At 70.6% G+C, this 21248-nt stretch carries 20 protein-coding genes and 2 riboswitches; of the genes, 8 read left to right on the plus strand and 12 right to left on the minus strand.

Translation table 11 applies throughout. From position 1 onward, the window contains the following. Positions 1-8 precede the first annotated feature (8 nt). Together AC061S_RS12655 and AC061S_RS12660 are read right to left on the minus strand one after the other, a co-directional pair. Positions 9-998 carry a WD40 repeat domain-containing protein gene (locus AC061S_RS12655; protein ID WP_478686004.1) on the minus strand — a complete coding sequence of 330 codons (990 nt, stop codon included), beginning with the start codon at positions 996-998 and terminating at the stop codon, positions 9-11. Between the two features lie 14 nt (positions 999-1012). After that, positions 1013-1846 carry an energy-coupling factor ABC transporter ATP-binding protein gene (locus AC061S_RS12660; protein WP_478686005.1) on the minus strand — a complete coding sequence of 278 codons (834 nt, stop codon included), beginning with the start codon at positions 1844-1846 and terminating at the stop codon, positions 1013-1015. Positions 1847-1989: 143 nt separating this feature from the next. On the opposite strand from AC061S_RS12660, the gene AC061S_RS12665 reads away from it, so the two are divergent. Continuing rightward, entirely contained in the window at positions 1990-3195 is a 1206-nt protein-coding gene (locus AC061S_RS12665) for an RNA-guided endonuclease InsQ/TnpB family protein (RefSeq protein WP_478686006.1), read from the plus strand. A 51-nt stretch (positions 3196-3246) separates the two neighbouring features. Here AC061S_RS12665 and cbiQ read toward each other — a convergent pair whose 3' ends face one another. Genes cbiQ through AC061S_RS12680 form a run of 3 tightly spaced genes read right to left on the minus strand, consistent with a single transcriptional unit; the run spans position 3247 to position 5034 of the window. After that, positions 3247-3996, minus strand: a complete 750-nt coding sequence (gene cbiQ / locus AC061S_RS12670) for a cobalt ECF transporter T component CbiQ (protein WP_478686007.1) — start codon at positions 3994-3996, stop codon at positions 3247-3249. Positions 3997-4000: 4 nt separating this feature from the next. After that, a complete protein-coding gene (locus tag AC061S_RS12675) occupies positions 4001-4330 on the minus strand; it encodes an energy-coupling factor ABC transporter substrate-binding protein (protein WP_478686076.1) in 330 nt (109 codons plus the stop codon). A gap of 8 nt (positions 4331-4338) precedes the next feature. Next, complete coding sequence (locus tag AC061S_RS12680; protein WP_478686008.1) at positions 4339-5034, minus strand: energy-coupling factor ABC transporter permease; 696 nt, start codon at positions 5032-5034, stop codon at positions 4339-4341. A 29-nt stretch (positions 5035-5063) separates the two neighbouring features. Further along, positions 5064-5257: riboswitch (cobalamin riboswitch) on the minus strand. A gap of 131 nt (positions 5258-5388) precedes the next feature. On the opposite strand from AC061S_RS12680, the gene AC061S_RS12685 reads away from it, so the two are divergent. Both AC061S_RS12685 and AC061S_RS12690 read left to right on the plus strand, forming a co-directional pair. Next, complete coding sequence (locus tag AC061S_RS12685) at positions 5389-6306, plus strand: methylglyoxal synthase (protein ID WP_478686009.1); 918 nt, start codon at positions 5389-5391, stop codon at positions 6304-6306. Between the two features lie 78 nt (positions 6307-6384). After that, positions 6385-7107, plus strand: a complete 723-nt coding sequence (locus AC061S_RS12690) for a flavodoxin family protein (protein WP_478686010.1) — start codon at positions 6385-6387, stop codon at positions 7105-7107. A gap of 28 nt (positions 7108-7135) precedes the next feature. On the opposite strand, the gene AC061S_RS12695 is transcribed toward AC061S_RS12690, so the two are convergent. The 7 genes from AC061S_RS12695 to gcvT form a co-directional block, all read right to left on the minus strand. Then, positions 7136-7651 (minus strand): AMIN-like domain-containing (lipo)protein, encoded by a 516-nt coding sequence (locus AC061S_RS12695; protein WP_478686011.1) that lies wholly within the window; start codon positions 7649-7651, stop codon positions 7136-7138. Between the two features lie 135 nt (positions 7652-7786). Further along, a complete protein-coding gene (locus AC061S_RS12700; RefSeq protein WP_478686012.1) occupies positions 7787-8194 on the minus strand; it encodes an SsgA family sporulation/cell division regulator in 408 nt (135 codons plus the stop codon). 720 nt (positions 8195-8914) lie between these two features. Then, entirely contained in the window at positions 8915-10297 is a 1383-nt protein-coding gene (locus AC061S_RS12705; RefSeq protein WP_478686013.1) for an L-serine ammonia-lyase, read from the minus strand. Between the two features lie 155 nt (positions 10298-10452). Then, on the minus strand, positions 10453-12102 hold the full coding sequence (locus AC061S_RS12710) for an APC family permease (RefSeq protein WP_478686014.1): 1650 nt from the start codon (positions 12100-12102) through the stop codon (positions 10453-10455). A gap of 165 nt (positions 12103-12267) precedes the next feature. Next, on the minus strand, positions 12268-13524 hold the full coding sequence (gene glyA, locus AC061S_RS12715) for a serine hydroxymethyltransferase (protein ID WP_243336325.1): 1257 nt from the start codon (positions 13522-13524) through the stop codon (positions 12268-12270). Positions 13525-13538: 14 nt separating this feature from the next. After that, on the minus strand, positions 13539-13922 hold the full coding sequence (gene gcvH, locus AC061S_RS12720; protein ID WP_478686015.1) for a glycine cleavage system protein GcvH: 384 nt from the start codon (positions 13920-13922) through the stop codon (positions 13539-13541). A 113-nt stretch (positions 13923-14035) separates the two neighbouring features. Next, positions 14036-15151: a glycine cleavage system aminomethyltransferase GcvT gene (gene gcvT / locus AC061S_RS12725; RefSeq protein ID WP_478686016.1), complete on the minus strand. Its 1116-nt coding sequence runs from the start codon at positions 15149-15151 to the stop codon at positions 14036-14038. Between the two features lie 182 nt (positions 15152-15333). Then, positions 15334-15437: riboswitch (glycine riboswitch) on the minus strand. Positions 15438-15633: 196 nt separating this feature from the next. Between gcvT and AC061S_RS12730 the strand changes: the two genes are divergently transcribed. From AC061S_RS12730 to AC061S_RS12750, 5 genes are all read left to right on the plus strand, one after another. After that, a complete protein-coding gene (locus AC061S_RS12730) occupies positions 15634-16299 on the plus strand; it encodes an AAA family ATPase (RefSeq protein WP_478686017.1) in 666 nt (221 codons plus the stop codon). Positions 16300-16346: 47 nt separating this feature from the next. Continuing rightward, positions 16347-17057 (plus strand): enhanced serine sensitivity protein SseB, encoded by a 711-nt coding sequence (locus AC061S_RS12735; RefSeq protein ID WP_478686018.1) that lies wholly within the window; start codon positions 16347-16349, stop codon positions 17055-17057. Between the two features lie 67 nt (positions 17058-17124). Beyond that, complete coding sequence (locus AC061S_RS12740; RefSeq protein WP_250746298.1) at positions 17125-17865, plus strand: enhanced serine sensitivity protein SseB C-terminal domain-containing protein; 741 nt, start codon at positions 17125-17127, stop codon at positions 17863-17865. Between the two features lie 437 nt (positions 17866-18302). Then, complete coding sequence (locus AC061S_RS12745; protein ID WP_478686019.1) at positions 18303-19298, plus strand: ABC transporter permease; 996 nt, start codon at positions 18303-18305, stop codon at positions 19296-19298. Positions 19299-19400: 102 nt separating this feature from the next. Then, entirely contained in the window at positions 19401-21179 is a 1779-nt protein-coding gene (locus AC061S_RS12750; RefSeq protein WP_478686020.1) for an ABC transporter substrate-binding protein, read from the plus strand. Positions 21180-21248 lie beyond the last annotated feature (69 nt).

Below are 21248 nucleotides of genomic sequence, written 5' to 3' on the forward strand. Positions count from 1 at the left end.
CGGCCATCCTAGGTTTGAGTGAGCGCCAGGACCGCTATCCCGTTCCGCACGGCGACCGCCAGGCGGGTCCCGTCGGGATGCAGGGCCGCGACCGGCGTCGGGACGTGGGTGACCCCGTACGAGCCCTCCCGGCGCGACACCGGGACCTCGGGCCACTCGGCCAGTAAATCGCCGGTCGCCGCGTCGACCAGCCGGGGATGCCCGCACAGGCTGACCACCCGGTCCCCGCCACAGGCGAGCAGTGTCCCCGCGGTGAAGCCGAGCCGGCTCCGCCGCAGCCACCGTTCCCCGGCGGCGGACCACACGCCGATCTCCTGCGGGCCGAGGGCCACCGGCTCCTCCTCGTCGTCGAGCGCCTCCTCGCCGGTGGCGACGGCGACCCGGTCCCCGTCCAGCCAACAGGCGGCGACGACCTCGCCGTCGAGCCCGTCCGGCCGGGACACCCGGCCGATGCCGTCGAGTTCGGCGGCTTCGGCGAGGGACGCGGCCAGGTCGAAGACCCACACCTGGCCGAACGGATGCCACTCCCACCCCGCGGACAGCACCCGTCGCCCGTCCGGGCTCACCGCGAGCCGGGAATGGAAGGCGTCGTTCGGGTACGGGGCGGGCGGGGTCAGCCGCTCGCCCGTGGCCGCGTCCTCGAGCACCGGGTTGTCGTAGTGGTCGGGGCAGTGCACCAGCACGTCCCGGCCGTCCGGCAGCGTGCCGAGCGCGACCGGGTAGTCGTACTCCTCGGCGTGGTAGTAGCTCCGGTGCAGCTCGCGCACGATCCGGGTCCCGTCCAGCAGGAGGGCCTTGGTGCCGCGCTCGACGTAGAGCACGGTCCAGCGCCCCGAAGAGGAGCGGACGGCGCGGTCGAAGCGGTAGGCCAGCGGGGGGTAGACCTCGTGCTCCCGGCCGTCGGGGGTCCACCGGCGCAGGCCGCCGACGGGGTCGACCAGGTCCTCGCCCTCCCAGAAGAGGGAGTTCACCTCGGATGTCGCCGTGAGTATGCGCACCCGGATGAACCTACCTACCGCCAGTCGGTCAGCGCCTGCGGATTACGGGGTCCCGGGGCGTCCGCGTCGAGCAGCCCCCGCGCCCGCAGGAAGGCCGTCACCGCCGGGGACCAGGCCGGGCGCAGGCCCGCCGAGGTGAGGAGGGACGGGTCCGAGAGGAGGGGCTCGGCCGGGCCGAAGCGGATGCCCGCCGGGGTCAGGACCGCCGCGTCGTCGGCCCAGCGGACCGCCAGGTCCACGTCATGGGTGGCCATGACCACCGTCGTGCCGGAGGCGCGGAGCCCCGCGAGGACGTCGAGGAGCCGCTCCTGGCCGTCCGGGTCCAGGCCGGCCGTCGGCTCGTCCAGGATCAGCACCCGCGGAGCCATCGCCACCGCCCCCGCGATCGCCGCGCGCTTGCGCTGGCCGTAGGAGAGCAGGTGCGTGGGGCGGTCCCGGATCGGCGTGATGTCCAGCGCGGCGAGGGCGGAGTCCACGCGGGCGCGGACTTCCGGAGCGGGGAGCCCCAGGTTCATCGGGCCGAAGGACACGTCCTGTTCGACCGAGGCCGCGAACAACTGGTCGTCGGGATCCTGCACCACCAACTGGACGGACGTGCGCAGCCGGGTCAGGCCGGCCCGGTCGTACGAAACCTCCGTGCCGTCCAGCCACAGCGATCCCGAACCGGGCCGCAGCCCGCCGCTCAGCAGCCGCATCAGCGTGGTCTTGCCGCTGCCGTTGCGGCCCAGCAGGGCCAGCGCCCGGCCCGGCGCGATGGCGAAGTCGACGCCGGTCAGGACCGCCGGGCCGTCCTCGTAGGCGTAGCCCGCGCCGGACAGTTCCACCACCGGGTTCAGCGACGGGTTCACCTGATTTCTCCCAGGATGCCCCGGGCTTCAGCCCGGCGAGGAATGGGTCCTTGGAGCGGAGCCGCGAAGCGGCGGAGTTCTCTGCGCATCTGTTCTGACCTGCACTCTCTTCCGTTGTCAGTGGCGGGTGTTAGCTTCCGGACATGACGACAGCAGCGATGGCCGAAGAAGTGTCCGGGCATGCCCGGTACACCTACCGGCTTCGCGTTTCGTCGAACGCGCTCGCTGCCCTGGAAGGGGAGTGGGCGCGGTGCCGTTGGGTGTGGAACGAGTCCGTGGCGATGTCCCGCAAGGTCCACCACCTCAACAAGGACGCCGAGTCGAAGGCGACGTGTGGTCCGGCGCAGCTCGACAAGATGCTGACTGAGGCGCGTCGTTCGATGTCCTGGCTGCGCGAGGGCGCGTCGGTTCCTCAGCAGCAGCTCATCCGGGACTTCGCGAAGTCCCGGGCGAAGGCGCTGGGAGACATCAAGGCGAAGCTGCCGATGCGGCAGCGGGCGGGGATGCCCCGCATCAAGCGGAAGCGGGAAGCCGCGCCGTCGCTGAACTACACGCAACGCGGGTTCCGGCTCAAGGACGGCCGTCTGCACCTGGCCGGCGGGATCGTGCTGACGGTGGTGTGGTCGCGGAAGCTGCCCAAACCCCCGTCCAGCGTCCGCGTGTACCGGGACAGCCTCGGACATTGGTACTGCTCGTTCGTCGTCCCCACCGTGACCGGGGCCCTGCCGGAGACCGGCGCTGTGATCGGTGTCGACTGGGGCGTGAAGGAGACCGCGACCACCACCAGCGAAGCCCACGACCTGCCCCACCCCCAGCACGGTAAGACGGCCGCCGCGAAGCTCGCGCACTACCAACGGATGATGGCGCGGCGCCGGACCCCGAAGAACCAGCCCGACACCAAGGGATACAAGAAGGCCCGGCGGGCGGCGGCGAAGGTGTCGAAGAAGATCGCCCGCCAGCGGCAGGACACCGGCCGCAAGTGGGCCAAGCGCCTCGTCCGCGACTTCGACCACCTTGCCGTGGAGGACTTCCGTCCGAAGTTCCTCGCCAAGTCCACCATGACCCGCAAGGCCGCCGACGCCGCGATCGGCGCCACCAAGACGGCGCTGGTCGAGATGGCCCGTAAGCACGACCGGACCGTGCACCTTGTCCACCCCGCGCACACCACCATGGACTGCGCGCACTGCGGAGCGAGAGCCAAGCACCGCCTCCCCCTCTCCGAGAGAACGTATACGTGCACCGCCTGCGGAACGGCGTCCCCCAGGGACAAGAACTCCGCCCGCGTGATGCTCGTCCGGGCTGGTCTCAACCCGGCTAGTGCTGATCTTGTAAGACCTGCCACCTGCTAGGTGTCAGGCGAAGTGAGCTAGGAATCCCCGCTCTTCAGGGCGGGGAGGACGTCAAGAGTAGAGCCCCTTCAGGGTGAGGGTCAGGGTGATCAGGGCCGCCAGCAGGCCGGCGGTGGCCGTCAGGAAGCGCCACGACAGGGCCGCCTCCGGTACGAGGACCCGCAGCGCCCCGTCGTAGCCGCGTCCGGCCAGCCCCGCCTGGAGCTTGGCCGCGCGGTCGAAGGCCCGTACGAAGGAGGTGGCGGCGAGCCCGGCCAGGGAACGCCACACCGCCGCCCGGCCGGTGTGGCCGAGCCGGGCCGCCTGGGCCCGGCGGACCTGGGCCATGGAGTCGAGCAGCAGGAAGCCGATCCGGTACATGACCAGGGCCACGTCCACCACCGGGGCCGGCACCCCGGCCCGCACCAGCCGGGGCAGCACGTCGGAGACCGGGGTGGTGAAGGCGAACAGCAGGAGTCCGAGCGAGGCCGCCGAGGTGCGCAGCAGCAGTTCGGCGGCGAGGCGGGGGCCGTCGGGGGCCAGGGACACCGGCCCGGCCGGGCCGCCGACCGCGAACAGCAGCGGCAGCGCCCCGGTGAAGCAGAAGCCGAGCGGGATCCGGAAGGCCCGCCAGAGCTGCCGGCCGGGCACCCCCGCCGGGCCGAGCAGCACGGCGAGGGTGGCGGCGGCCACCAGCGGCCCGCCCGGCCAGGGCGGCAGGCACACGGCGGTGACCGTCAGCCCGATCCCGAGCAGGGCCTTCTCCAGCGGGTGCCGGCCGCGCCAGCGACTGCTGTGCGCGGCCACGTCGATCGGCAGCACCCGCCTACGCCTCCGGGGCGGTGGCGGCAGCGGCGGCGGCCGCCCCCTGGCGGCGGCCCTTGCGGACGCCGAAGTAGTACGCGAGCACGCCCGCGCCCAGGGCCGCCTGCAAGGCGAACAGCGCGGACTCGACCTCGCCGGAGGGGGGTTCGTAAAGAGGGGAGAACCAGGGCTCGTAATCCGGCTTCAGCTCGGTGATCGCCGCCTCCGCCTGGGCGTCGGCGCCGGCGAAGGGCTCCTCCTTGCCCTCGCCGAGCCCCAGGGCGATCGGCAGGACGGCCAGAGCCGCCACCAGGAGCAGGAGCAAGGCGTTGATCTTGGTGTTCTTCGACATTCCGCTCATCAGGCCGCCGCCTTCTCTCCGGTGCGGGGGGAGGTCAGCTTGGCGACGCCGAGCCGGACCAGGTCCGACTTGCTCGACGCCATCAGCAGCCGCATCACCAGGACGGTCAGCAGCCCCTCGCTCACGGCCAGCGGTATCTGGGTGACCGCGAAGATCCCGCCGAACTTCGCGAGCGAGCCCGCGAATCCGGAGGCCGGGTCCGGGAAGGCCATGGCGAGCTGCACGCTGGTGACGCAGTAGGTGACCAGGTCGGCGAAGAAGGCGCCGAAGAAGACGGTCACCATCAGCGGCAGTTCGAACTTCCGCAGCAGGCGGTAGACGGCGTAGCCCGCCCACGGGCCGGCGATGGCCATCGAGAAGACGTTGGCGCCGAGGGTGGTGAGCCCGCCGTGGGCCAGCAGCAGGGCCTGGAACAGCAGGGTGATCGTGCCGAGCACCGCCATGATCGGCGGCCGGAACAGGATCGCCCCGAGCCCGGTGCCCGTGGGGTGTGAACAACTGCCGGTCACCGAAGGGATTTTCAGGGCGGACAGGACGAAAGTGAAGGCTCCGGCCGCACCGAGCAGCAGCGTGCTCTCGGGGTTGGCCTTCACCTCGCGGGTGAGCGAGCGGACGCCGTGGACGACGAAGGGGGCGGACACGGCGCCCCAGGCGACCGCGTGCAAAGGGGGCAGGAACCCCTCGGCTATATGCATGAGTAGGGAGACCTCTCCAGCACCTCGTGGATGGACAACGCGCCCCGGCCGGTCTCCTGGCTCACGGGTTGACGTCCATGCTCCGCCTTCCCGGGCAGCGCGGAACCTCCCGCGCAGCCCAGTGGCTTTCCCGCAGGAGTGGAGCCGGACTTCCCGATCACAGTGGCGAGGGCCGCACCGGTTTCTCACCGGTTTCCCGAACACCAAGGCCCGCTGACCCTAGTCGGCCGCGCGGACCGGTAACAACCCGCCCCAACCACGCCGGGCGGCGACTGGATTCCGCTTAGTGGTAACACGCTGTGTCCGTACCGCTACCATGTGCATCAACCGCCCCATCTGAAAAGGGAGTTCTACATGTCCGTGACCGCCGAGGACTGGCTGCCCCGTATCGCCCGGCTGTTCCGCGCGTACGACCTGGACGGCGACGGCCAGCTCGGCCGCGAGGACCTGATCGCCTACGCGGGCCGGCTCGCCGAGCACCTCACCGAGCCCGGGGACAGCAGGCGCCGGGCGGCGCTGTACGACGTGTACGCCGAGCTGTGGAACCAGCTCCAGGCCGCCGCCGACACGGACCGGGGCGGCAGGATCAGCGAGCAGGAGTTCGTCGCCGCCGCCGCCCGCGACGCGTTCGACGGGGACCCCTCGTTCCGCGCCTCCACCCTGCGCGCCCTCGACGCCCTCGCCGACGCCCTCGACCGGGACGGCGACGGCCGCATCGACCGGGAGGAGTACGAGCACATCTTCGGTGCGACGGGTCTCTCCGAGGATGCCGACGCCCTGGCCTTCGACCGGATCGACGCCAACCACGACGGGCACATCAGTCGCGAAGAGCTGCGCGCCGCCGGCATCTACCTCTTCCCGCTGGCCGACCCGACCTGGCTGACCGCCGGTGGCGTCCGCACCGACCGGCCGCGCGGCGTCGCTCTGGTGGCCCACGACTCCCGCAAGGCGGACCTGCTGGCCTGGACGGAGCGCCGGGCCGCCGACCTCAAGCCGCACCGCCTCTACGGGACCGGCACCACCGGGACCCTGATCAACCGCATGATCGGCCTCGACGTGACGCCGCTGCGCAGCGGCCCGCTCGGCGGTGACCAGCAGATCGGCGCCCTCGTCACCCAGGGTGAGATCGACCTGCTGGTCTTCTTCTTCGACCCGCTGTCCTCGCACCCGCACGGCGACGACGTCCGCGCGCTGATCCGGCTCGTCGCGCTGGCCGACGTACGGCTCGCGCTGAACGCGGCGAGCGCGGACGCCATGATCGAGAGCCTGTAGGGACGGCCGAGCCGGCCGCGCTCCCCGTCCGGGCGCGGTCGGCTGGCGGGGGCGCCCGGCGCCCCGCAGGCTGAGGCGGTGGCAGCCGAATCCGACGCGTACGACTACTCCGACCTCACCGCCGTCTACGTCAACTGCACGCTCAAGCGATCGCCCGAGCCCAGCAACACCGAGGGCCTGATCGACAAGAGCCGCGCGGTGATGGAGGCCGCCGGGGTCCGGACCTCGCTCATCCGGGCCGTCGACCACGACATCGCCACCGGTGTCTGGCCCGATATGACCGACCACGGCTGGGAGAGCGATCAGTGGCCGGTGCTCTACAGCCAGATCATGGACGCGGACATCCTCGTGCTGTGCGGCCCGATCTGGCTCGGGGACAACAGCTCGGTGATGAAGCAGGTCGTCGAGCGGCTCTACGCATGCTCCTCGATCCTGAACGAGCAGGGCCAGTACACCTATTACGGGCGCGTGGGCGGGGCGCTGATCACCGGCAACGAGGACGGCGTCAAACACTGCGCGATGAACATCCTCTACAGCCTCCAGCACCTCGGCTACGCGATCCCCCCGCAGGCCGACGCCGGATGGATCGGCGAAGCCGGACCGGGGCCCTCCTACCTGGACCCCGGATCCGGCGGACCCGAGAACGATTTCACCAACCGGAACACGGCCTTCATGAGCTGGAACCTCATGCACCTGGCCGCCCTGCTCAAGCGGTCCGGCGGGATGCCGGCGCACGGCAACCAGCGCTCCCTGTGGGACGCGGGCTGCCGCTTCGACTTCCCGAACCCCGAGCACCGGTAGGACCCGGTCCCGCCTTCCGGCGGTGTGCTCAGCAGACGTTCGGGTGCGCGATGTCCAGGACGAAGCGCTCCGGGGCGTGCAGCGTGAACGAGGTGTAGGCGGGCTTGGTGTCGAAGGCGGCGCCGAAGGTGACGTACCCCTCGTAGTCGCCGGTCAGGGCGAGGCCCTTCAGTTTGGGCAGGTAGATCTTGAGGAGCTTGGGTCCGAGGTAGACGTTGTTGCCCGCGTCGTCGTGTCCGGCGGCGGGGTTCAGGCGGATCTCCAGGAAGTACCGCCCGGCCAGCGGGACGGGCTTGCCGGATCCGTCGTAGACCAGCGACGGGACGGGGGTGACGGTGACCTCGGGTACGTATCCCTGCAGGTCGATGACGACGCGGTCGTACGTGCAGTGCCCGCCCCAGCGGGCATTGACGACGAGCGGAGTGGGTGGGACGGCGGTGGCGGTCGTTGGTGCGGCGGAGGCCGGTGCGGCGAAGGCGAGCATGGCGGTGAGCAGTGCGCCCAACCCCAGTGCGACGGCCTGCCGGCGGCGTGGACGGATCATGGCGTCCCCTCGATTCCGAGAGACGGGGAACGGTGTCACCCGGGGAGACGCGTCCGGTACGGCTGTGGTTGCACCGGGTTCACCGGATTCACCGGGTTCCCCCGGTGATCGCCCGGTCCGCCTGGTCTGCCCGGTTCAGCTCGGCAGGAGGGCGCTCAGTTCGGCGTCGAGGTCGTAGTGCCGGTGTTCCTGGCCGCGCGGCACCAGCTCGGTCATCCGGCGGCACAGCTCCCGTACGTCCTTGGCCCGGGCGGACACCACGCACGACTGCTCGCCGTTGCTGAAGGCGAAGAAGATCCGCGGCTCGGTGCCCTTCCAGCGCGGCCACACCTGTATGTCGCCCTCGCCGGTGGCGCAGATCTGGCCGTCGAGCAGCAGTTCCCGGGAGAAGACCCAGTGCGCGAGGTGCATCCCGGCCCCCTCGAAGTCGAGGGAGATCTCGTAGGGCCGCGCGGTGCGGTACACGAAGACGCCCCGCACCGGGACGGGCGCGGGCGCGGCCTCCAGGCGGAGTGCGAGGACGCGGTGTTCGGTGCCGGCCATGCGGGCGCCTCTCTCTCGGGGTGGGGGCTCGTCCGCGCACGCGCGGCATGCCCACTCGGGCAAGCTAGCCCACCCGCGGGCCGCTTCTCCGCCGCCAAAGGTCCCGTCCGGCCGGGCCGCTCGGCCCGACTTCGCCCGACGCGCCGAGCCCCGCCCTCCGGGGGGAGGGGAGGGTGGGGCGGGGCTCGGCGGGAGCGCTTAGGCCGGGGCCCGGCCGGCACCACGGCCGCGCCGCCTGACTGCGGCAGGGGTTGTGAACTGCTCGCAGGGGGAGCGAGTAGGTGCGTGTTGGCTCGATTGGGTGGTTGTCGGATTGGAGGCTTGGTGGGAGTGGTACCTCGTCGGGTAGCGTCGCTGGTGCGATCTGGGACGCCGGGTGCGGTGCCAGCGTGCGGGGCTCCTGCTCCACCGTGTGATGGTTCAGGGCCTCCCCGTCGCCTTTGGCCGTGTCCACTTGGCCAGGTCGTTAGGGAACCGGACCTCCCGGAACGGACCACGCACAGGATGTGTGTCGCCGACCGGGCCGCGAAAGCCGGGACCCAGTGCGCCCAAGATCGTTCGGGGTGTGCCGCTGCGTAGAGCTCGCTTCTGCGCAGTGAAAAGGAACGGTTGTAGATGAAGGGCTCGTGCGAGCTGCTGGGTTACCCCCCTGCCCGCTGCGGAAAACGGCTCGGGCCCCGACGCCAAGCGTCGGGGCCCGAATCGGTCAGCGGGTGCGGGTCAGCACTCGATGACGTTGACCGCCAGGCCGCCGCGGGCGGTTTCCTTGTACTTGACCTTCATGTCGGCGCCCGTCTCCTTCATGGTCTTGATGACCTTGTCGAGGGAGACCTTGTGGGTGCCGTCGCCGCGCATCGCCATCTTGGCCGCGGTGACGGCCTTGACCGCCGCCATGCCGTTGCGCTCGATGCACGGGATCTGGACGAGCCCGCCGACCGGGTCGCAGGTCAGGCCGAGGTTGTGCTCCATGCCGATCTCGGCCGCGTTCTCGACCTGCTCCGGGGTGCCGCCCAGGACCTCGGCGAGGGCGCCGGCCGCCATCGAGCAGGCCGAGCCGACCTCGCCCTGGCAGCCGACCTCGGCGCCGGAGATCGAGGCGTTCTCCTTGAAGAGCATGCCGATCGCGCCCGCGGCGAGGAGGAAGCGGACCACACCGTCCTCGTCGGCGCCCGGCACGAAGTTCATGTAGTAGTGCAGGACGGCGGGCAGCACCCCGGCCGCGCCGTTGGTGGGCGCGGTGACGACACGGCCGCCGGCCGCGTTCTCCTCGTTGACCGCCATCGCGTAGATGGTCGCCCACTCGCTGCGGTGCATCATCGGGTCGCCCTCGGTGCGCAGCTGGCGTGCCGTGGAGGCGGCCCGGCGCTTGACCCGCAGGCCGCCGGGGAGGATGCCCTCGCGGGACATGCCGCGCGAGACGCAGGACTGCATGACGCGCCAGATCTCCAGCAGGCCCTCGCGGATCTCGTCCTCGGTGCGCCAGGCCTTCTCGTTCTCCAGCATCATCGAGGAGATCGACAGGCCGGTCTCGTTCGCGAGGCGGAGCATCTCGTCGCCGCTGCGGAAGGGGTACTTCAGCGGGGTGTCGTCGAGCTTGATCCGGTCCTCGCCGACCGCGTCCTCGTCCACGACGAAGCCGCCGCCGACCGAGTAGTACGTCTTCTCCAGCAGCGGGGTGCCCGCCTCGTCGTACGCGAAGAGCGTCATGCCGTTCGCGTGGTACGGGAGCGAGCGCCGGCGGTGCAGGATCAGCTGGTTCGGCTCGTCGAAGTCGATCTCGTGGCCATCACCTATCTCCGTGCCCAGCAGGCGCAGGCGGCCCGTCTGGCGGATGCGCTCGACCTCGGCGTCGGCGGTCTCCACGTTCACGGTGCGGGGGGAGTGGCCCTCCAGGCCCAGCAGGACCGCCTTGGGGGTGCCGTGGCCGTGCCCGGTGGCACCGAGCGAGCCGAAGAGCTCGGCGCGGACCGAGGCGGTCTGGGCGAGGACGCCGTCCTTCTTGAGCCGGGTCACGAACATGCGCGCGGCGCGCATCGGTCCGACGGTGTGGGAGGAAGAGGGACCGATGCCGATCGAGAAGAGATCGAAGACGGAGATGGCCACGGTTGCGGACTCCTATGTCTGCTCGTGGGTGGGAAGCGTGGGCAGGAGGGGCTGATCGGGGTTGATCGGGGACGATCTGCGGATTTTGTCCGGCAGCCGAGCTTAACGCGGTGAGGTGAACAGCTCGGCCGCCGGACGGGTCGGGAAGGGGGTGCTCAGGCGTGGGTCAGTTCGCGCTCCGGGGCGTCGGCCGGGTCGGCCTCCTCGGCGGGGGCGTCCAGGACCGGGTCCGGGCCCGGCAGGCCGGCGTGGTGGGCTTTGACCCCGGACCGTACGGCCCAGAAGTAGAAGCCCAGGGCCGAGAGGCCCACGAGGGCGATGTCCACGCCGCCCGGGATGAACCCGTAGCCGCCGAACTCGGTGCTGCCGAGCGCGGACAGGGTGCCCAGCCACAGCAGGAAGGCGATCATCCACCAGGCCGGGGCGAACTGCTTGGCCAGGTTCTTCTCGCCCTTGCGCTTGAGCACGACGGCCGCGATCGGGGCGGCGACCAGGGTGAGCAGCACCACCTTGCCGGTGTCCGGCCACTTGGACCAGTACAGGGCGCAGGCGGCGAAGGCGAAGGTGATCGGGCAGAGGATCTTGGCCGCCGGAAGGCGGAAGGGGCGCGGCAGCTCGGGCTTGGTCTCGCGGAAGACCCCGACCGCGATCGGGCCGATGAGGTACGAGACCACCATCGCGGCGGAGACCACGCTGGCCAGGGCCTCCCAGCTGTGGCCGACGGTGACCAGCAGCAGGATCGAGAAGCCGAGGTTCAGCCACATCGCGGGACGCGCGGTGCCGTACTTCGGGTGGACCTCGCGGATCTTCTTCGGGAAGAAGCCGGTGTCCGCGAGGTTCTGCGCCATGTACGAGGCCGAGGCGACGTTGCCGATGTTGGCTCCGGACGGGGAGATGAAGGCGCCGAACTGGAGCATCGTGACGACCCAGTGCAGCATCAGCATCTTGGCGAGGTCGGCGAACGGCGAGGAGAAGTTGATGCCGCTCCAGCCGCCGGCCTCGGCCAGCTTCTCCGGCGGGACACCGCCGATGAAGGCGATCTGCAGGGCCAGGTAGATGACCAGGCCGAGGGAGAGCGCGCCGACCAGGGCCAGCGGAATGGCGCGGCCCGGGTTCTTGGCGGCGCCGCCGAGGTTGACGACGGCCTGGAAGCCGTTGAAGGCGAAGACCACGCCGGAGGTGGTGACCGCGGTCATGACCGCGGACCAGCCGTTGGGCGCGAAGCCGCCGTGGTCGGTGAAGTTGCCGGTGTGGAAGCCGGAGGCGATCAGGGCGATCACGGCGAGCACCGGGATGGCGAACTTCACCAGAGTGAGGAGGTTGTTCGCCTTGGCGAGCAGCGCGACCGACCAGTAGCAGGCCAGCCACAGCGCCACGGTCAGGAACAGTGCCATCGCCATGCCGGAGGTCGTCAGGCCGCCGTTCTCGACCAGGCCCTTGGCCCAGCCGAAGTTCCAGGACGACATGTACTGCGTACCGGCGATGGACTCGATCGGGATCAGCGCGGCGATGGCGATCCAGACCGCCCAGCCGGTGATGAAGCCCAGGACCGGCCCGTGCGAGATGGTGCCGAAGCGGGCCATCGAGCCGGGCAGCGGGTAGGCCGCGCCCACCTCCGCGTAGGACATGGCGATCATGCCGATGAAGACGGCACCGATGACCCAGGCGATGATCGCCGCCGGCCCCGCGACCGCGGCCGCCTGGCCCGCCCCGAAGAGCCACCCCGATCCGAAGATCGAGCCGAGCCCGATCATGATCAGGGCGAAGAGACTGAGTCCCTTCTTGTTCGCTGCGCTCATGTCCATGGGGTGTGCTGTCCGTCCTGCCAGGGGTGCGGTCGTTCCTTATTTGGAGCCTATTTGCCATTTATTGGATGAATCAGCGGCAATAGGTCGCATCCGCCTGGGGCTTTGGTCATGAAAGGGGCCCGGCCCTGTGCAAAACAAGGCCGGGCCCTCTCAGGCCGGCGCCTAGAGCGTCGGGTACAGCGGGAACTTCGCGGCGAGCGCCGAGACGCGCGCCTTCAGGTCCTCGGCGTCGTAGGCGGGCTTCAGCGCCTGCGCGATGATCTCGGCGACCTCGGTGAAGGCCTCGGCGTCGAAACCGCGGGTGGCCAGCGCCGGCGTGCCGATCCGCAGACCCGAGGTGACCATCGGCGGCCGCGGGTCGTTCGGGATGGCGTTGCGGTTGACCGTGATGCCGACCTCGTGGAGGCGGTCCTCGGCCTGCTGGCCGTCCAGCTCGGAGTTGCGCAGGTCGACCAGGACCAGGTGCACGTCGGTGCCGCCGGTGAGGACGTCCACGCCCACGGCCTTGACGTCGTCCTGGACCAGGCGGGCGGCGAGGATCTTCGCGCCCTCCAGGGTGCGCTCCTGGCGCTCCTTGAACTCGGGCGAGGCCGCCACGAGGAAGGAGACCGCCTTGGCCGCGATCACGTGCTCCAGCGGGCCGCCCTGCTGACCCGGGAAGACCGCGGAGTTGATCTTCTTGGCCAGCTCCTGCGTCGACAGGATGACACCGCCGCGCGGACCGCCGAGGGTCTTGTGCGTGGTGGTGGTCACGACGTGGGCGTGCGGCACCGGGTTCGGGTGCAGACCCGCGGCGACCAGGCCGGCGAAGTGCGCCATGTCGACCATCAGGTACGCGCCGACCTCGTCCGCGATGCGGCGGAAGGCGGCGAAGTCGAGCTGGCGCGGGTAGGCGGACCAGCCCGCGACGATCAGCTGCGGCTTGGACTCCTTGGCGAGGCGCTCGACCTCGGCCATGTCGACCTCGCCGGTCTCGTCGACGTGGTACGGGACCACGTTGTAGAGCTTGCCGGAGAAGTTGATCTTCATGCCGTGGGTCAGGTGACCGCCGTGGGCCAGGTTCAGACCCATGATCGTGTCGCCCGGCTTGATCAGCGCGAACATCGCGGCCGCGTTCGCCTGCGCACCCGAGTGCGGCTGGACGTTCGCGTGCTCGGCGCCGAAGAGCGCCTTGATGCGGTCGATCGCGATCTGCTCGACCACGTCGACGTGCTCACAGCCGCCGTAGTAGCGGCGGCCGGGGTAGCCCTCGGCGTACTTGTTGGTCAGGACCGAGCCCTGGGCCTCCATGACGGCGACCGGAGCGAAGTTCTCCGACGCGATCATTTCCAGGGTGGACTGCTGGCGCACGAGTTCGGCGTCGACGGCGGCGGCGACGTCCGGGTCGAGCTCGTGGAGGGGAGTGTTCAGTACAGACATCAGGGTTCCCTGGGTCAGTTCGTGCCGGCGGTGAGCTTGTCGTACTCGTCCGCGGAGAGCAGGTCGTCCTGCTCCACCGTGACGCGCACCTTGAAGAGCCAGCCACCCTCGAACGGGGCCGAGTTCACCAGGGCCGGGTCGTCGATGACGTCCTGGTTGGACTCGACGATCTCGCCGGTGACGGGGGAGTACAGGTCGCTGACCGACTTGGTCGACTCCAGCTCGCCGCAGGTCTCGCCCGCGGTCACCGTGTCGCCCACCTCGGGAAGCTGGGCGTAGACGACATCACCGAGCGCGTTGGCCGCGAACTCCGTGATGCCGACCGTCGAGACGCCGTCCTCGGCGACCGACAGCCACTCGTGCTCCTTGCTGTAACGCAGCTGCTGGGGGTTGCTCATGACCTGATTCTCCTGGATGCGGGGGAGTGGATACGAACGGTGGTCCTGCGGACCGGCGCGACGCGCCGTCCAGCGGTGCGACGCGGTGCGACGCGGTGCGGTGCGGTACGGGGCTACTTCTGCCGCTTGTAGAACGGCAGGGCCACGACCTCGTACGCCTCATGCGTACCGCGAATGTCCACGCCGACCCCGGAGGTGCCGGGCGCGGCGTGCGCCGCGTCGACATAGGCCATCGCGATGGGCTTGCCCAGCGTCGGGGACGGGGCGCCCGAGGTGACCTCGCCGACGACCTGGCCGTCGAAGGTCACGGAGAAGCCCGCGCGCGGAACGCGGCGGCCCTCGGCGATCAGGCCGACCAGCTTGCGCGGCGGGTTGGAGGCGGCGCGCTCGGCGGCGGCCTCCAGCGCGGCGCGGCCGACGAAGTCGCCCTCCTTCTCGAACTTCACGACCCGGCCCAGCCCCGCGTCGAACGGGGTGAGGGAGGTGGTCAGCTCGTGCCCGTACAGCGGCATGCCCGCTTCCAGGCGCAGGGTGTCGCGGCAGGACAGGCCGGCCGGGACCAGACCGACGCCCTCGCCCGCCTTGGTCAGCGCCTGCCACAGCTCCACGGCGTGCTCGGGGGCGACGAACAGCTCGAAGCCGTCCTCGCCGGTGTAGCCGGTGCGCGCGATCAGCGCGGGCACCCCGGCGACCGTGCCGGGCAGGCCGGCGTAGTACTTCAGCCCGTCCAGGTCGGCGTCGGTGAGGGAGGCGAGGATGCCGGGGGACTCCGGACCCTGCACCGCGAGCAGCGCGTACGCGTCGCGGTCGTCGCGGACCTCGGCGTCGAAGCCGGCGGCGCGCTCGGTGATCGCGTCCAGGACGACCTGGGCGTTGGAGGCGTTCGCGACGACCATGAACTCGGTCTCGCCCAGGCGGTAGACGATCAGGTCGTCGACGATGCCGCCGTCTTCCCGGCAGATGTGCGTGTAGCGGGCGCGGCCGACGCCGACGGTGGAGATGTTGCCGACCAGGGCGTAGTCCAGGACCTTGATGGCCTCCGGGCCGGTCAGGGTGATCTCGCCCATGTGGGAGAGGTCGAACAGGCCGGCCTTGGTGCGGACGGCGTTGTGCTCGTCGCGCTCGCTCCCGTACCGCAGGGGCATGTCCCAGCCCGCGAAATCGGTCATGGTCGCACCGAGGGAACGGTGCAGCGCATCGAGGGCGGTCAGGCGGGGGGCAGTGCTCATGGGTGTGGCTCCCGGGTCCCAGGGCATGACATGACGAGGAGGAGTTCCTCCCCATCTGTCATCGGAACCTGAGAGGTTCGCCGAGAGTTCCCCTTCCAGGGGAAGGTCGTCGACTTGCACCTTGGGTGGAGCCGTCGCCGGGGCCCTTACGGGCGGTGGCGCGGCTCGCTTTTCAGATCTGCCTCATCCACGCGGTACGGGGCCTGAGAGATTCAAGGGAGGTACTTGCTCCTTCGGCGCCCGGGCACCGCCTTGCGGCGTGCCGGGACTCTCCCGCGCGGATTCAAGCGGCCGGTATGCAGTTAGGTGTCCAGATGGCGCACATCATTGCACGAGGTGCGGCCGAATGGGGGAGGGGGTCCGTAAGCGGAGCGGAACCGGGCACCCCGGATTACCGTCTCTTTACACTCAGGGGGACCGGGTCCAGGCGACCCGTCGCGGGGGAGGCGATCACAGTGCGGAGATTCGGAGTACTGGCGGCCATGAGCACCGGCACCGGCACCGTCGAGGGCGCGATGGCCGGTGTGCCGTCGCAGCGCGGGGCCGTCCCGGATCCGGCGGCCGGCGGGGCGGCCGGGGAGCCGGGGGCGGTACGGGACCTGCGCGGGGCCGAGGGCCCGCGGCGGCTCCGCTTCGCCGACGGGGACGTCGTGGTGGTCTCCGGACTGCCCGGCGGCGGCAAGAGCACCCTGATCAAGCGGGCCGCGGAGGGCGGCGGCATCGACTCCCAGGACGCCCGCGAGCGGTGGGAGCGCCGGATGCCGGCCGCCCTGCCCTACGCGGTGTACCGCCCGGCGGTCCGGATCGCGCACTACTGGGGCCTGTGGCGGGTCCTGCGCTCCGGGGCCCCGGCCGTCGTCCACGACTGCGGTACGCAGAGCTGGGTACGGGCGCTGCTGGCCTCGGCGGCCCGGCGGCGCGGCCGCGCGCTGCACCTGGTGCTGCTGGACACCACCCCCGAGGAGGCCCGGGCCGGGCAGGCGGCCCGGGGCCGGGGCGTGTCGGCGTACGCCTTCGCCCGGCACCGGGGCGCCGTGGCCCGGCTGCTGCGCGAGGCCGAGGCGGGCCGACCGCCGGCCGGCTGCGCCTCGGTGACCCTCCTGGACCGCCCGGCGGCGTCCCGGCTGACGTCGATCGGCTTCCGCTAGCCCGTTAACCTCGGGTCGAGACCAAGGGCAAGCGAGCGGAGACGTACATGTGGCCGGGTAACGAGCTGGAGCAGGTGCTCGGGGCGGCGCTCGGACAGGCGGACGCCGGGGGGCGCATCCTCGAAGTCCTCGGGCGGAGCCACCTGTGGATCCCGCTGCCCGGCGGGGTGGCCAGCCTGAGCCTGCCCACGATGGAGATCGACGGCGCCGCGTACGTGCCCGTCTACAGCTCCGAGGAGCAGTTCCGCGCCTGCGCTGGACCCGCCATGGACTTCGCCGTCGCCCCCGCCGTGGACTTCGCCCGGGGCCTGCCCCCGCAGCTCGGCCTCGCGGTCAACCCCGAGGGCTCCGTCGGCGTGCCCCTGCCCCCGCCCGCCGTCGCGGAGCTCTGCCGCACCGGCCGCAGCCCGCTCGACGGCCCCGCCACCGGCGGCCGGGTCCGGCTCTTCGAGCCCGACTGGCAGGAGGACCCGGTCGAGTTCCTGACCGCCGCCGCGGAGGAGTTCCGCTCCACCGGAGTCGTCGCGGCCGCGCACCGCTGCCTCGCCAGCGTCGAGGGCGGCGCGCCGGAGCTCTACATCGGGGTCCACCTGGTGGGATGGGAGCCCGAGATGCGAAACGCCCCGATGGACGCGCTGGGCCGCGCCCTGACCCGCGTACCGCCGCCCTGGCCGGTGCAGTTGATCCTGCTCGACGCCGCCGAGGACCCGGTCGTCGACTACATACGTGAGCGCGTACGCCCCTTCTACCTGCCGTAGTCACGCTTAAGCTGGTGGCCGACACGCGTGGACGACGGGCGGACGAACAGACGAAGAGGGGTACCGGGTGAGTGCGTCAGGCACGGCCGCGGTCGGGCAGGTCGAGCACATGCTGCGCCAGGTGACTCCCGGGCGCTACGAGAGCTACGAGTCCCTCCTGCACGCCCTGGCCGAGGGACGGCTGTGGATGCTCCTCTGGCAGGGGCAGCCCGGCTCCCCCGAGGCCCAGTACGGCGGCATGGAGGTCGAGGGCCTCGGGTACGCGCCCTGCGTGACCTCCCCGCAGGAGCTGGCCGCCAGCGGCTGGAACCGCGGGTACGAGGTGGTCACCGGCCGGGACATCGCCCGCGCCCTCTACCCCGACCGCTGGGGGCTGTGGCTCAATCCGCACGCCCAGGGCGGCGGCGTCGGCATCCCCTGGGCCGACCTGCGCCGGATCGCCACCGGGCTGGACCGGATGCCGGCCGGCCCGCTGCGGCTGTCCGAGCCCGCCATCGAGCTGCCGCAGTTCTACGGGCTGCTCACGCAGCACGCGCACCGCACCCCCGCCGTCCGCTCGCTGCGCCGCGCCTGGGTGCAGCCCGCGCTCGGGTCCCCGTACCTCGCCGTCGGGCTCGACCTGTACGACGCCTCCGCCCACGCGCTGGAATCCGTCCGGGAGATGATGCGCCAGTCGGTCGGCGCGGTCCCCGAGGGGGTGCCCGTGTGCACCGTCGCGCTCGCGGACGAACACGATCCCGTGGCGATGTGGCTGCGGGCGCAGACCCGCCCGTTCTACGACCGCGAGGGTCAGGCGCCCGCCTACTGAGGCGTCCCGCTCATTGAGACATTGGGGCCAAGGCCGCACGGAACAGTCGTTCCGTGCGGCCTTTGCGTTGTCCTGATTTCGACTCTGATGTACGCCCAATAGGCATGCTCGTGGGCCGAGTTGGGCGCCATGTCCGATTCCGTACCGAACAGGATGTCTTGCTCCGCTGAGATGACAGTGAAGTCCGGATAACGGGAACTCGACCCTCAGATCACGGTTGCGCATCCATTCACCTGCGGGTCTGGCGGCTGATCGAGCGCCCGATGAAGACTCCCCACCCAAGAGCGGGTCAGTCCTCCGGCGGTTGCCTGGGTTTGCCCCGCCGCAGGAAATTCGCGCACCCGTACCTCGCACTCCGAGCGCCACTCCGCACCAACGCCGCCACAGCGGCGGGCATGGGCCGGCCCACCCGTCGGCCGAGAGGGGTCCCCACCACGATGACGGCACCACTGCACGACATGAGCGCGGAGACACCCGCACCCGTGTCCGTAGCCGACGTCCCCGCCAAGGCCATCGAAGGCCGCTCGCCCGGCCGCATCGCCTGGATGCGGCTCAAGCGCGACAAGGTCGCGCTGGCCGGCGGTTTCGTCGTGCTCCTGCTGATCCTCGTCGCACTCTTCGCGCCGCTGATCGTCAGCGCGTTCGGCCACCCCCCGGAGGAACTGCACGAAGACCAGCTGGACCCGCTGCTGGGCCTGCCCGCCGGCGACTACGGCGGCATAAGCGGCGAGTTCCTGCTCGGCGTCGAGCCGGTCAACGGCCGCGACGTGTTCAGCCGCATCGTCTACGGCGCCCGCATCTCGCTGCTGGTCGCCTTCCTGTCCGCCTTCGTGGCGGTCTCGCTGGGCACCTTCTTCGGTATCGTCGCCGGCTACTTCGGCGGCTGGGTCGACGCGGCCATCAGCCGGGTCATGGACCTGCTGCTCGCCTTCCCGCAGCTGCTCTTCATCATCGCGCTGGTCTCGGTCGTCCCGGCCAAGCTCTGGGGCTTCGAGGGGTCGGGCCTGCGGATCGCCGTACTGGTCCTGGTGATCGGCTTCTTCGGCTGGCCCTACATCGGCCGCATCGTCCGCGGGCAGACCCTGTCGCTGCGCGAACGGGAGTACGTCGAAGCGGCGCGGAGCCTGGGCGCGGGACGGCTGTACATCCTCTTCCGCGAGCTGCTCCCGAACCTGGTCGCGCCGATCACCGTCTACGCGACGCTGATGATCCCCACCAACGTGCTGACCGAGGCCGCGCTCAGCTTCCTGGGCGTCGGTGTCAAGCCGCCCACGCCGTCCTGGGGCGAGACCCTCTCGACGGCCGTGCGGACCTACGAAGACGATCCGCTCTTCATGATCTTCCCCGGCATGGCGATCTTCATCACCGTGCTGGCCTTCAACCTCTTCGGCGACGGCGTCCGCGACGCCCTCGACCCGAAGGGCTCCCGTTAGCCGTCCCCGCAGGTCATCCAGCAGGGCACCCGCAGGTCAGAACCGCAGGGCACACCGGAACCCGGCTTCGTACCGGAATCACAACGGAGGGTTGCGAGCATCGTGACTACCCATCGCATGTCCAAGCGCAGGCTCGTCGCCGGCACGGCCGTCGTGCTCGCGACGATGCTGGCCGCGACCGCCTGTGGCGGCGACGACGGCAAGCCGAAGGACGAGAAGCCGGCCGCGGCGGGCGGCTTCAACGCCGCCATCGGCAAGGTCGCCAACGCTTCCACCAAGGCGGGCGGCGAGCTGAAGTTCGTCGGCACGCAGGAAGCCGACTCGTGGGACCCGCAGCGCGGTTACTACGGCTTCATGTGGGACTTCTCGCGCTACTACACCCGCCAGCTCGTCAGCTTCAAGGCCGAGCCGGGCTCCAAGAGCACCGAGCTCGTCCCCGACCTGGCCACCGCGAACGCGGAGATCAGCGACGGCGGCAAGACCTACAAGTACACCCTCAAGGACAACGTGACCTGGGAGGACGGCACCCCCGTCACCGCCCAGGACATCAAGTACGGCATCGAGCGCACCTGGGCCCAGGACGTCATCTCCGGCGGCCCGGTCTACCTGATGCAGGTCCTCGACCCGAAGACCGAGTACCCGGGCCCGTACAAGGACACCGCCCCGGACAAGCTCGGCCTCAAGGCGATCGAGACCCCGGACGCGAAGACCATCGTCTTCAAGCTCCCCGCGCCCAACGGCGACTTCGAGCAGATGCTGGCCATGCCGGCCGCCAGCCCGGTCAAGCAGGAGAAGGACACCGCGGCCAAGTACGGCCTCAAGCCCTTCTCCAACGGCCCGTACAAGATCGACTCGTACGAGCCCAACAAGAGCATGAAGCTCTCGCGCAACACGAACTGGAAGCCCGAGTCGGACACGATCCGCAAGGCGCTCCCGGACTCCATCTCGGTCACGTTCATGGCGAACGCGGACGACATGGACAAGCGCCTGATGAACGGCGAGTTCGACCTGGACATCAACGCGACCGGCATCGGCCAGGCGGCCCGCGCCACCGCGCTGAAGGACCACAAGGACAACCTGGACAACGGCCAGACCGGCTTCATCCGGTACGCCGTCATGCCGCAGACCGTCGCGCCGTTCGACAACATCGAGTGCCGCAAGGCCGTCATCCACGCGGCCGACAAGAAGTCCCTGCAGACCGCCCGCGGCGGCCCGCAGGCCGGTGGCGACATCGCCCCGAACATGCTGCCGCTCGGCATCAAGGGCGCCGACGGCAAGTACGACCCGTACGAGGTCCTGAAGAACGACGGCAAGCCGAACGTCGACAAGGCCAAGGCCGCGCTGAAGGCCTGTGGCAAGGAGACCGGCTTCAAGACCACCATCGCGGTCCGCAACAACAAGCCGGTCGAGGTCGCCACGGCCGTCTCCCTGCAGAACGCCCTGAAGCAGGTCGGCATCGAGGCCGAGATCGACCAGTTCGACGGCGCTCAGACCTCCGGCATCATCGGTTCGCCGAAGGTGGTCAAGGAGAAGGGCTACGGCATCATCATCATGGGCTGGGGCGCCGACTTCCCGACCGGTCAGGGCTTCTCCCAGCCGCTGGTCGACGGCCGCTTCATCCTGCAGAGCGGCAACAACAACTTCTCCGAGCTGAACGACCCGGCCATCAACGGCCTGTTCGACCAGGCCATCGCGGAGACCGACCCGGCCAAGGCCGGCGACATCTACAAGCAGATGAACCAGAAGGTCTCCGAGGCCGCGGTCTACCTGCCCTTCGTCTACGACAAGACGATCTCGTGGCGCAGCAGCCGTCTGACCAACGTCTACACCTCGGACGCGTACAACGGCCGGTACGACTACGCCTCGCTCGGCGTCCAGTAAACAAACCGTCCGATTCAGTTCCAGTGCCACACCCGCTAGGCACGAAGGGCAGGTGATGGCCGCGGTGGC

Source organism: Streptomyces sp. CA189 (assembly GCF_056428985.1).